The organism is Psychrobacter pacificensis, assembly GCF_018336615.1.
GTDB lineage: Bacteria > Pseudomonadota > Gammaproteobacteria > Pseudomonadales > Moraxellaceae > Psychrobacter > Psychrobacter pacificensis.
Genome location: NZ_CP048752.1, coordinates 2,902,737 through 2,915,368, shown reverse-complemented (window position 1 = coordinate 2,915,368; position 12,632 = coordinate 2,902,737). Strand labels below are relative to the sequence as shown.

Sequence of the window (12,632 nt, the reverse complement as noted above, 5' to 3'; positions counted from 1 at the left end):
TTATTATTATGTCTATAACGTCTAAGCAACCTGATAAAAAAGCCAGCAAAGCACCTGAAAAAATAAAAGTTTCAGGGGTTATCTTGGTGGACAAACCCAAAGGTATGACTTCACAGCAAGTTGTGTCGAAAGTGAAGTATTTGTTTAAGTCACCGATACACGATAGCAAAAAGGCTGGTCATACTGGTACGCTTGATCCGATGGCAACTGGTTTATTGCCGATTTGCCTAGGCGAAGCGACCAAGTTTAGTCATTATCAACTGGATGCTGACAAGTCTTATCAAGCAACGATTTTGCTTGGTAGTCAAACCGATACGGGTGATGCAGACGGTCAAGTGGTGGCACAATCATCTATTCCAACATTTGATGATGTTTCATTGGCTACTATCGCACAGCAATTTCTGGGCCCTCAGCAGCAGATACCACCGATGTATTCAGCATTAAAAAAAGATGGCAAAAAACTGTATGAGTATGCCCGCGCTGGTATTGAAATTGATAGGCCACCGAGAGATATCATTATTAAGGCGATTGAGCTGCATGCGATTGATGATATACAGATTTGTTTGACAGTCACTTGTACCAAAGGGACTTACGTACGCGTATTAGCAGAGGATATTGCAAAAAAGCTAGGAACGCTTGGACATTTAACGGCATTGCGTCGCACGCAAGTCGGTAATTTTAGTATTGATGATTCTATTGCACTATCGGCTTTAGAAGACAAAGACTTAGATAGCCGACACTCTCAGTTATTGCCTGTCGATGCGTGTATTGATATCGATGCTGAGTTGGTACTGACCGAAGAACAGTGCGCGCGCGTACATATGGGACAGCGCTTAAACGTATCCGATAGCTTGATAGGTAAGCTTAGAGATTATGTTGCAAGCAATGCTGCTCATCAAATATCCCATGCCAGTGAAGCAGAAACCAATATTGCTGGTTCTGATATCGGTACTGAAGACAGCATGGACATCTCGCAGCCTTTACAGCACGAGTTAGCTGTTGATATACGCTTGCTAAATGAGCAAGGAGCATTTCTTGGATTGGGCGCCATTAGCCTCAATGGACGCTTACAGCCCAAAAAGCTTATCCAACGTTGAGGCTGTATTAATAAATGCTGATCAGTAGGCAACGGTTTTTGTCTGCTTTACTAATGGTTTACACTAATCACATACCGTCACATTTTATTGCAGGTTTCGCCTATGGTGAAACCTGTTTTTTTTATACAGTGTATATACCAGTTAAGGACAGCTGCATAAAATGAAAATGGACGACAATAATAACCAAAAAATAGAATTATAACCAAGGACATTTTCTAATAAGTATAAAACCAGTCAAGGGAAGACTATTAACGATGTATAACATTAATGAATGATAAAAATATTAAAACAAATGAATTAATACAAACTCAATGCTAAATACAAAAGGAAATATTATGAAAACGATCGCTTTTTTACTACACAATAACTTCGAGCAAGCAGAATATGAAGATGTGAATAACCAGCTAAAAAACAAAGGTTATAAGACGCTACTGATCACTACGAACGATGCTAAAGAAGTCCAAGCCATGCAGCAGGATGTAAATAAAGGTGATACCTTTACTGCTGATATCTTCGTAAAAGATGCAAATGTTTCCGATTATGATGCATTGGTATTGCCAGGTGGTACAGTGAACGCTGATACTATTCGTGGTAACAAAGACGCTCATAAGGTTATCAATGCCATTAACGACGCAGGTAAACCATTAGCTGTGATTTGTCATGCACCTTGGGCACTTATCAACACGGGCATTGCTAAAGGCAAAACACTAACCGCCTATCATACGCTGCAAACCGATCTAGAAAATGCTGGTGCGACGTACGTCGATAAGACTGTACAAGTCGATGGCAATTTAATTACTTCACGTAATCCAGATGATATCAGTAATTTTGTCGATGCTATCGACAAAGCATTGTCTTAAATTTTGCTTTATTTATTGAAAGATGAAAAATTAAAAATTCTCAACTATTTATAATTACAATTAAAGATATAATTACAATTAAGGAAAATATTATGTCTAACTCTAACCCAAATGATACTGAACTTGAGCAACAACGTGCTGAATCGGCAACGGCCGCTCTTAAGAGTCAAACTGAAGACAACCATACTGAAAACAGCGAAGCAGCAGCAGACCGCATTGCTAGTAATGTAAAAGATGCTAAAGAAGACAAATAGTATCTTTGTGTGTCATTCAGCCTAGAATGGTACAGCTGCATTTGGCTTTAGCTTAGTAGCAATAATTATTTTAGTATTGGTAACTGTAAAATAGATATTTTGAAAAATAATAATGTAGGAGCTAACATGAGTAACTCAACAGATAATATGGATGCGCAAGAAAAAAAAATTCAGCAATTATCAGAAGACATTGATCCTGGTGAGGATGCTACTCCTGATAGTTTGGCAGAAGCCACCACAGCGTCACCACTTGACGATGACGAGCTAGGTGGCAATGCAACACAAGATGATATTAACAAATAAGCAAACATTGTCATCTGTTGATAAACTGTCCTCCCATTAAGGCCAGATCTAAATTTACAAGTTTTATGAAAAACTGCTGATAGTTCAGCAGTTTTTTGTTATAATTGCCCTCACATTTAAATCAGGTTTTGAATAATGTATGTTAGTTAGATCCACACCTTAACTAGGTGTTGACGTTGATAAATATAATGCATACGTTCAAACGTGTTAAATGGTCGTTATCTTTAACTGAATTTGTCGTACACTAGGTCAACTCTAGTAATGCAGGGTTGTCCTGAATGGCGCGCAAGTTATTTTATTTACTATTCTACTGCTTTTAATCTGACTCAAATTGTAGTCCGTTTTTAAAGTTTTTAGCATTGCCGGAGATATTTATGCTAACTAATACCGATCGTGAACAAATCATCGCTCAATACCAACGTGGCGAAAACGACACTGGCTCCCCAGAAGTTCAAGTAGCTTTGTTGAGCGCTCGTATCAACGATTTGCAGAATCATTTCAAAGAACATAAAGCTGACCATCATAGCCGTCGCGGTCTTATCCGTATGGTTAACACGCGTCGCAAATTGCTTGATTACCTAAAAGGTAAAGATCTTGGTCGCTACACCACTCTTATCAGTCAGTTAGGTCTACGTCGCTAATCTAACGACAATAATACGAGTGGGTGGTAAAACAAAGGACGCCATTATATGGCAGAATCTTAAAATTTTTGCTAACCGCTTGGAACTTGTTTGTTGTTATCGATAAAATAGATTTTTCTAAAAACGGTGTGGAATAGTTTCACGCCGTTTTTTTATGCTTATTCATTTTGAAAGCTATGTTTAGATAGCACCATTTGTCTAAAACACATCAATGTCGACAAACATCAGCTACCAAAAATAATGATAATGATGCTGATTGGGCGTTAAAATCAGTATTTCCTATCGATAACGGCTCTGTTCTGCAATTAATTGGTCAATGGCTATAAATCACTGTAAAATAATGCCTTGTGAGTTCGATAGTATATCTACTGAATATATAGCGACTACTGATAAAGTACTTGTCTCTTAGCTTACTGCGTAAATAGCTGATTCTTGAGAGCGTAGACATAGCCTGGACGGTCTTTAGCGCCGAAGTCTTTTGACTTAATGTCTGTTTGATAGTATTTATAGTAAAGCCAAAATTGAACGACCAAATATACATAATAGTACGATGTCTAGCACGAAAAGATATATGAAATAATTAGGTAAAGTTATTGGCATTGATTGAGATGATTTCTAATAGAGAGATTGTCAGTTAATGACCATATACACAGAATTTTAATGACAGATATCAGGTTTTTCAAAGCTGATATCACTTTTGTCAGTCAACATTAGGAAGATTATATGACAATGTTTAATACCATTAAGCGTGAATTTCAGTACGGCGATCAGCAGGTCGTTATCGAGACAGGCCGAATTGCCCGTCAAGCAAACTCTGTATTAGTACATATGGGTGGCGTGACCGTACTTGTCGCAGCAGTCGTAAAATCAGAAGCCAAAGAAGGTCAAAACTTCTTTCCATTGACCGTAAACTATCAAGAAAAAATGTACGCTGCGGGTAAAATCCCAGGTGCTTACGGCAAACGTGAAGGCCGTGCGAGCGAGTTTGAAACGCTGACCTCTCGCTTAATCGACCGTCCGATTCGTCCGTTATTTCCTGAAGGTTATGTAAACGAGATTCAAATTACTGCCACCGTCGTGTCATCAGACAAGACGCAGCACGCAGACATCGCCGCGATGATTGGTGCATCAGCGGCATTGGCAATCTCAGATGCGCCGTTTAACGGTCCTATCGCTGGCGCACGCGTTGGCTTTATCGATGGCGAATACGTGCTAAACCCAACGCTTGAGCAGCTAGAAACCAGTGACCTTGACCTTGTGGTTGCGGGCACCAAATCAGCAGTATTGATGGTTGAATCAGAAGCAGCAGAGCTGTCAGAAGACCAAATGTTAGGCGCAGTCTTGTACGGTCACGAGCAGCAACAAATCGTCATCGACAACATCGTTGCCCTTGCTGAAGAAGTGGGCACACAAAAGCAAGAATTCACCGCGCCTGCTGCCAATGCTGAGCTAGAGTCTGCGGTAAAAGAACAGTTCGGCGACAAAATCGCTGAAGCCTACACCATCACTGAAAAGCAAGAGCGTTACGCGGCCCTTGATGAGATTAAGCAAGCCATCATTGAGAGCCTAGCAGGTGATGCTGAAGCGGACGACTACAGTGACAAAGTGTCTGAGCTCAAAGACATCTATGAAGAACAAAAATACCGCACCGTGCGTGACAATATCTTGTCAGGTAAGCCGCGTATTGATGGTCGTGATCTTGAGACGGTTCGTGCACTTGACGTACAAGTGGGTGTTCTACCATATACACATGGTTCAGCACTGTTTACCCGCGGTGAGACGCAAGCATTGGTGACAACCACGCTTGGTAACACCCGTGATGTCAATATGATTGACTCACTAGGTGGCACGATTCGCGACCATTTCATGCTGCATTACAACTTCCCACACTTTTCAGTAGGTGAGACGGGTCGTGAAGGCGCGCCAAAGCGTCGTGAAATCGGCCATGGTCGCCTTGCACGCCGCGGTGTACAAGCGATGCTTCCAGATAGCGAACGCTTCCCATACGTCATCCGTGTGGTATCAGAAATCACTGAATCAAACGGTTCATCTTCTATGGCGTCTGTTTGCGGTGCAAGCTTGGCGTTGATGGATGCAGGCGTACCATTAAAAGCACCAGTTGCTGGTATCGCGATGGGTCTGGTTAAAGAAGGCGAGCGTTTTGCTGTCTTGTCAGATATCTTAGGTGACGAAGATCATCTAGGTGATATGGACTTTAAAGTAGCCGGTTCTAAAAACGGTATCACTGCACTACAGATGGATATCAAGATTGAAGGTATTACCCCTGACATCATGGAGCAAGCGCTTAAGCAAGCCCACGCTGGTCGTATCCATATCTTGGACGCAATGAACCAAGTATTGCCTGAGAGCCGTACTGAAATCAACGCTCATGCACCAAACTATGCCGTTATCGAAATCAACCCAGACAAAATTCGTGACGTTATCGGTAAAGGCGGCGCAACTATCCGTCAGCTAACCGAAGAGACTGGTGCGGTTATCGATATCGATGACGCTGGTACGATTCGTATCTTTGGTGAAAACAAAGCAGCGACTAAAGCCGCTATCGGTAAAATCGAAGCAATAACTGCTGAAGTTGAAGTTGGCAAAACTTATGAAGGTACGGTTGCTCGTATCGTCGACTTTGGTGCGTTTGTTAACCTATTACCAAACACTGATGGCCTAGTGCACATCTCACAAATCGCAGAAGAGCGCGTAGAAAATGTATCTGATTATCTGAAAGAAGGTCAGGTCGTTAAAGTGCTTGTGCAAGACGTTGATAACCGCGGCCGTATCAAACTGACGATGAAAGGTGTTGAGCAGAACTAAGGCTCAGTATTTGATGTAGTTTGATTCATAAAAACCGCCTTGGGATGCTCTTATGAGTGCCCAAGGCGGTTTTTTTATGGGCGCAAAAAAATGATGACTGGCTAGAGAGCCATTTATAAATCAATGCTTTTGGGCATATGTATATCGATACGCAGTTTTGGTAGGTCTTGTAAATACGTGGTCAATAATGGCAACGTATCAGTCTGCCAATCTAGAGGTAGCGAATTTATACTCCCATTTTTATTAGATATAGGATCGCGAGGATTATCGGAGATAAGCGGACGAGCGAGTAGCGCAACCCTACGGATACCCTGATAGCGTATGAGCGGAATTAATTTCTGCTGTAGGTCAATCAAAGCCGCGATGAGCCAACGCGACCGCGCAGGATGGTATGGGTGGTTTGATACAGCAAGGTTGGCGATATAACTTGGTTGATTGCCGTTACTACTGATGCCAAGACCAGATTGCTCACGTGTGCGCTTATACAGTAAGCAGCTGCCAACACTCAGACTGCCATCACGGCACACGCTATGATAATGATGATAGTTATCAGGAAACAATGTTTTGGCTCGCGTGAGCACAGGGTCTAGAATGACACCAGCGTTATTGACAGGTAAAACAAGCAGCTGTGCATTGCTATTTAAAATAGAGGCATGCGTAAGTTGCAGAATCGCCATTATAGACCTCTTTGTGAAAATCCTACGTTTATTGTGTCTCTGTACTAGTAGAGCTATCCGCTTCTAATTGTGCTATTTGCTGTTCAAGTAGAGCGATTTGTTCTGCTTTCATATCGGTTAGCTGTTTATTCATTGCCAATTGCTCAGCAGCCAACTTTTCTTGTTCAGCTAAGCGTTTACGTTCATCTTCTAAACGATCAATTTCTTCTTTGGCTAAGCTGTCCGTCTTTGGCAGCGGTGCATTTAAGATAGCTTTAGGGTTTCGCGTTTCAACACCCTTATTGTCGTCTGCACTGGCGCTTTCATCAGTGAAACTGCTGTCAGTGAGTACAGTGTCAGGCTCATCAGTTATGATGTGTGGAGTCGAAGCCGCTTGAGCAGCCTCGGTTTGCTTATTCATCGTAGTTGATTGAATGATAGGTGAAACCACTTCTGGCTCGGGTTTTACCCAAAGTAAGTAACCAACAGCAATGAGTATCACCGCAAAAATAAGGATAATCCAAACTCGTCGGCCAGCTGTCGCAGATGTTGCCCTAGAAGGCTTGGTCGATAAAGGGCGCATTTTTTTACGGTTCATATTATGATCGATTTGTGTCAAGAATATAAGTAGACCTACTATAGCAAACTCAAAATAAAAAGCCTATCTATTGATAGATAGGCTTAAGTCAGTATGAAATAGTGAGTTGCTTAGGTGGTAGTCTAGAAACAACACTGGATAACTAGGGTTTGAACTTGACTGTACCACTGGTGCCTGTTGTCATGGCATCGCGAGCAAGCTGATCCTCAAGATGGTTTTTGGCGCTGATGGCATCAGGGTCAGGGCGATGTTCCGAATGTCCGCATTTTGTGCATTCGATGTATTCATCTGGCGCTGGCGTAACAATATTTATCTGTACCACAGCATCCATCTCCTGGCATTTTGGACAGCGCACTCCTGCTAAAAATCGACGTTTAGGGCTTGATGACTGATAGCGCATTTAGATAGCCTCGCGTGTTGTTTGAGCATTTGCAGCATCAGTGTTTTTTGCATCAGTGAAACCGTTATGGCGTAGCAAGGCATCTATGTTCGCACTACGGCCACGGAAGTTTTCGAAATTGGTTTTGGCTGGAAAACTGCCTCCAACAGACAGGATCGACTCACGAAAAGCTTTACCCGTTGCTGGGTTAAAAATACCGTCTTCTTCAAACTTACTAAACGCGTCAGCTGATAGCAGCTCAGCCCATTTATACGAGTAATAACCTGCAGCATAGCCACCTGCGAATATATGGCTGAAGCCATTGGCAAAGCGGTTATAGTCAGGTGTTTGCATGATAGCGATATCGCTACGCACGGCATTTAAAGTCGCTAAGATACCCTCATAATTAAGTGCTGGTGTATGGGCATGAATCAGCAAATCAAACAGCGCAAACTCAATCTGGCGCAGCGTTTGTAGGCCGCTTTGGAAGTTTTTGACAGCCAATAGTGCATCAAGTTTGTCTTTAGGCAATGGCTCGCCAGTGTCGACATGACTGCTAATAAGGGCAATGCCTTCAGCATCCCAAGCCCAGTTTTCCATAAACTGACTAGGAAGCTCGACGGCATCCCATTCGACGCCATTGACACCCGCGACATCACCGACCGTCACTTGAGTTAACAAATGATGTAAGCCGTGACCAAATTCGTGGAATAAGGTCAGCACCTCTTCATGGGTCAATAAGCTTGGCTTGCCATCAAGTGCGGGCGTAAAATTGCCAACCATGAAGCAAACAGGTAGCTGCTGATGGTTTTGTTCCTCGTAACTGTAACGAGATTGAAAACCACTCATCCAAGCACCGCCGCGCTTGCCGCTACGAGCAAACAAATCAAAATAAAATCCGCCAATCAATTGATCATCAGCATCAAACAGTTGGTAAAAACGTACGTCATCGTGCCAGCGTGATACAGAATGATCATCTGCACCCTCATAGCTTTGCTCTTGTACTGTAATACCATATAGACGTTCGACAATGGCAAACAAACCGCTCGTCACTTTTGGCAGTGGGAAATAAGGACGAATCTCTTCTTGTGACAAGCTAAATTCACTTTGTTTTACTTTCTCAGCGATGTAGGCGCTATCCCAAGGTTGCAATTTATCAATGCCATAATCCTGCGCATACCTCTGTAACTGTGCTAAATCTTTCTGTGCGGCTGGGGTCGCTTGAGTGGCCAAGTCACGCAGGAACGTTTCTACCTCTGAGACACTGTCTGCCATCTTAGTCGATAGGGATACTTCAGCATAATTATCAAAGCCTAATAACTTGGCCTTTTGTTCACGTAAGGTGAGAATTTTGCTCATGATGTCAGCATTGTTTAATGACTCACCTTTAGCATTGGTATGCGTATCAAATTCAGAGGCGCGCGTGACATAAGCGCGATACAGCGTTTCCCGTAAGCTGCGATCATCAGCGTGGGTCATAACCGCTAGATATACAGGAATGTTCAAGCTTGCGACATAATAAGGCGTCGGAAGCGCGTCTATATCTGTTTGACTCAGGGTGCCATTAGCAAGCTCACGCGTTTTGTACTGTGCACCTGCATCTGCCAATAGCGCCAAACCGCTCTCTGTTAAGCCTTTTAGCTGACTTTCTTCTAAAGGCAATGCAAAGGCTTGGGTTGCATCCAAGATATGATCTGAGAATGTTGCAGATAAGGTTGATAGCTCGCTTTGGATCGCGGCAAACTGCTCTTGCTCAGCTTGAGGCAAGGCGACCCCTGATAACTCAAAGCTACGTAGTGCCAGCTCGATCGCCCGCGCACGTGCCGGCTCAAGTGCCGCAAAAAACTCGTTATCATCGGCGATCGTTTGATAGCGGGTAAAAAGTGGCTGATGTTGACCAACCCGCGTCCCGTAAGCCGATAACTTGGGCAGTAGCTCGTGATGGACATGACGAATCTCATCGTTACTCATCACGCCATTGAGATGAGACAAGATTCCCCAGCTACGATCCAGCGCTAGATTGATATGATCAAACTGCATCACATCTGCCAGTGCTTGCTCAGCGCTTAATTTTGCAATGCCAGTACTATTGTCAGCCCCCGCCGTCAAGTTATCTAAGAAACTATTGGCATCGTCGATAGCATTGATGACTTGGGTTTGTAATGTACTTGGCGCAGCATTGGTAAAATCAACAAGGCGCAAATCTGAAGAAGGAAGAGACATAAAGGTATCCGATATTAATGATTATTATGAAAGAAACATTGGGCAAACGTAGCTTTTAAATCGCGCTTGATACGATCTAACTTTGCGATGTACTACGACTCGCGCCATTTAAAATTTATATTTAGTTATATAAAAGATGGGTTCATTTAGTCAAAATACAACCTGAGTACTTATAAACTAAGAGTGAATGCTTAAACTAAAAGTGAATGCTCAAAGGAAACGACAAATAATATAGTAAGTTGAGATGTTAGAAATCTTTAACAATACAGAGTGCTCTACTTACAAAGTGCTATCATTTGCTTGCAAATTAACCCTATAGCGAGCTTAGGGTAGCTGATAGCATCAAGATAAAGGAATTTAAAAATTGTACGCCGATCAGGCGTACAGATAGACAATGGACAAAAAATATTGATGAATTGACAGAATAATTCGTTGTTTACCGACAATGATTAGAGCTGCTATTAATAATAAATAAGGCAAGATGCCCTGACATTGTACTCATAAAAGAATGTATAAAATCGACAGTAAATGATAATAAAACAAGGAGCAATATATGAAAGCGACTCTTAAAAGCTTACGTGAAACCAAAGCCAATCCAGCGGTAAGTATCTTTGTTAAGACCCACCGCGCGCATCCAGCTAACGAGCAAGATCCTATCGCTCTAAAAAATCAGTTGAAAGTTGTCGAAGACCGCCTAAATAAAGAATATGATAAGAGCACAGCGACGACTATTTTAGATAATATTCATGCAAAGACCAAAGAATTAAATCATAACTATAATCTTGATACTTTAGCGATATTTGCTAGTACAGATGATGTGCAAATCGTCCGTATGCCAATCGATACGACCGAGCGCGTTGTCATATCAGACAGCTTTGCCACTCGTGATTTGGTGCGTGATATGGCCAGTGCGGTACATTACTACACGGTTGTCCTAACCCGCGATAATTCTCGTCTGATTGAAGCATCAAATGATCGCGTCATTAGAGAGTTTGATAAAGATGACGACATACAAAACAACATGGAAAATATCCAGTTTCCTGTTGAAAATAACGGGCTGTATACCACAGGTGACGGTGGGTCAGATCGTTCATCAAATAATGAAAGCAGCCACTTAAAAGAATACTTTAATCAAGTCGATAAAAGCGTACAAGAGCTATGGGGTGAGCACAAAATGCCACTCGTGATCGTTGGTGACGCCAAAAACATCGGTTACTATAAAGAAGTCTGCGACCGTCCAGACAACATCATTGCTACCGTGTCAAATGTTACTAATTTAGAAGATGGCAGCGCTCAGCATATCGTTGATAGTGTACAAGAAGCGGTAGAAGAATACCGTACATCATTACATCATGCTGCTTTGGGCGAAATCGATAAAGCCCGCGGTGCGAATATGCTGCAGACTGATCTGCAGGAAGTATACCGTAGCGCTTTCCAAGGCGCTGGCGAGACCCTTTATGTACGTCGTGGCTATATCCAATCTGCCAAAATTGATGAAAAAGCGCAAACTCTAAGCCTTGTAAGCGACGCTAGCGCAGAAGGCGTGACTGATGATGCGATCGGTGAAATCATCGAGCATGTCATCCATAATGGTGGTAAAGCTGTATTTATGCCACAAGATATCATGGGTGAAGATCAACCAATCGCGTTGGTTACTCGTTACTAATTTAACGATGATCTAACAATAACACCTACGTGCGATATTCATTTATGAATTGGCCATCAATAATGCATAGGTGTAATATGAGAGCATTGGTTCGATATGAGCCAGTGCTCTTTTTATTTCTTTCATTACTATCACTCTGGGTGTTATCGTAGCTGAGCTATTGATTTTTACTCCATAAATATTGAGCGTACAATTAACCAAATTATGACTACCACCTCTTTTGTTTTGACCAGCTACAACATTCATAAAGGCATGTCACCACTAAACCGTCAGGTGAAAATGCAAGGTATTGCTCAAGCGTTAGAAGCGGTGGGCTCCGACATCTTATGTTTGCAAGAGGTGCAAGGGCAAAACCTTAAACGCAATATGCAATATAACGAATATCCCAATCAGTCTCAGCATGAATGGTTTGGCGAATTTTTGGATTTAGAAAATAGCTATGGCAAAAACTCAGAATACGAGAATGGTCATCACGGCAATGCCGTATTAAGCCGGTTCCCATTAGACCCAAAGCACAATGTCAATATTACGGTCAATCGGCTAGAGCAGCGCGGCGTCCTGCATTGTGAAGTGCAGCCTATCGGTTGGGACAGACCAGTTGTTGTACTGTGCGCGCATCTAAATCTGTTTGAGCGTGACCGTATCAAGCAATATCAGGCCATCAGCGATTATGTAAGAAATGAGATTGCACCTGATCAACCGCTCATCTTGGCAGGCGATTTTAACGATTGGAAAAAGATGTCTTGCGACAAACTGGCTACCGAGCTTGGTATGATAGAAGCATTTAGACATTGTCATGGCAAATTGCTACCGACATTCCCAGCAAAACTGCCAGTGCTCAGTTTAGATCGTATCTATCTGCGTAATTTGGTTGTCAAAGACGCATGGGTACATGGTGGGAAGCCGTGGTCATCATTGTCGGATCATTTGCCGATTAGTGCAGAACTGATGCTGCCTTAATACTTTCTTAATACTTGGTGGTGATGTGCTCGGATGCACTGCCTTGATAATCTATCGAGACTAAAACATCTTTTTAGCAAAAATACTATCGACTAAAATTGCCCCTTATGAAATAGTCATCTAACTTGCAATAAATAGTAAGCACTAACTAATAAACAAAATATAAGGA

The 12,632-nt window shown here is 42.4% G+C and carries 12 protein-coding genes; 8 read left to right on the top strand and 4 right to left on the bottom strand.

Annotated features, from left to right (window positions below; all coding sequences use genetic code 11):
* Positions 1–8: 8 nt before the first annotated feature.
* The 6 genes from truB (at position 9) to pnp (ending at position 5,981) form a co-directional block, all read left to right on the top strand.
* Positions 9–1,097 carry a tRNA pseudouridine(55) synthase TruB gene (gene truB / locus GYK50_RS12350; protein WP_071002601.1) on the top strand — a complete coding sequence of 363 codons (1,089 nt, stop codon included), beginning with the start codon at positions 9–11 and terminating at the stop codon, positions 1,095–1,097.
* 335 nt (positions 1,098–1,432) lie between these two features.
* On the top strand, positions 1,433–1,957 hold the full coding sequence (locus GYK50_RS12345) for a type 1 glutamine amidotransferase domain-containing protein (protein ID WP_071002600.1): 525 nt from the start codon (positions 1,433–1,435) through the stop codon (positions 1,955–1,957).
* 92 nt (positions 1,958–2,049) lie between these two features.
* The gene (locus GYK50_RS12340; protein WP_156770984.1) at positions 2,050–2,211 is read left to right on the top strand and encodes a hypothetical protein; all 162 of its coding nucleotides are present in this window, start codon (positions 2,050–2,052) and stop codon (positions 2,209–2,211) included.
* Between the two features lie 126 nt (positions 2,212–2,337).
* The gene (locus GYK50_RS12335) at positions 2,338–2,514 is read left to right on the top strand and encodes a hypothetical protein (RefSeq protein WP_167669387.1); all 177 of its coding nucleotides are present in this window, start codon (positions 2,338–2,340) and stop codon (positions 2,512–2,514) included.
* 374 nt (positions 2,515–2,888) lie between these two features.
* A complete protein-coding gene (rpsO, locus tag GYK50_RS12330; protein WP_058023603.1) occupies positions 2,889–3,155 on the top strand; it encodes a 30S ribosomal protein S15 in 267 nt (88 codons plus the stop codon).
* Between the two features lie 723 nt (positions 3,156–3,878).
* Positions 3,879–5,981: a polyribonucleotide nucleotidyltransferase gene (pnp, locus tag GYK50_RS12325; protein WP_071002599.1), complete on the top strand. Its 2,103-nt coding sequence runs from the start codon at positions 3,879–3,881 to the stop codon at positions 5,979–5,981.
* A gap of 113 nt (positions 5,982–6,094) precedes the next feature.
* Here pnp and GYK50_RS12320 read toward each other — a convergent pair whose 3' ends face one another.
* From GYK50_RS12320 to GYK50_RS12305, 4 genes are all read right to left on the bottom strand, one after another.
* Positions 6,095–6,658 carry a hypothetical protein gene (locus tag GYK50_RS12320; RefSeq protein ID WP_071002598.1) on the bottom strand — a complete coding sequence of 188 codons (564 nt, stop codon included), beginning with the start codon at positions 6,656–6,658 and terminating at the stop codon, positions 6,095–6,097.
* Positions 6,659–6,686: 28 nt separating this feature from the next.
* A complete protein-coding gene (locus GYK50_RS12315) occupies positions 6,687–7,235 on the bottom strand; it encodes a hypothetical protein (RefSeq protein ID WP_071002597.1) in 549 nt (182 codons plus the stop codon).
* 142 nt (positions 7,236–7,377) lie between these two features.
* Positions 7,378–7,635, bottom strand: a complete 258-nt coding sequence (locus GYK50_RS12310; RefSeq protein WP_058023599.1) for a YheV family putative zinc ribbon protein — start codon at positions 7,633–7,635, stop codon at positions 7,378–7,380.
* The gene (locus GYK50_RS12305) at positions 7,636–9,837 is read right to left on the bottom strand and encodes a M3 family metallopeptidase (protein WP_186475307.1); all 2,202 of its coding nucleotides are present in this window, start codon (positions 9,835–9,837) and stop codon (positions 7,636–7,638) included.
* Between the two features lie 553 nt (positions 9,838–10,390).
* On the opposite strand from GYK50_RS12305, the gene GYK50_RS12300 reads away from it, so the two are divergent.
* Together GYK50_RS12300 and GYK50_RS12295 are read left to right on the top strand one after the other, a co-directional pair.
* Complete coding sequence (locus tag GYK50_RS12300; RefSeq protein ID WP_058023597.1) at positions 10,391–11,503, top strand: AOC03_06830 family ribosome hibernation factor; 1,113 nt, start codon at positions 10,391–10,393, stop codon at positions 11,501–11,503.
* A 204-nt stretch (positions 11,504–11,707) separates the two neighbouring features.
* Positions 11,708–12,463, top strand: coding sequence for an endonuclease/exonuclease/phosphatase family protein (locus tag GYK50_RS12295; protein WP_186475306.1), 756 nt, complete (start codon positions 11,708–11,710; stop codon positions 12,461–12,463).
* The last annotated feature ends 169 nt before the right edge of the window (positions 12,464–12,632 follow it).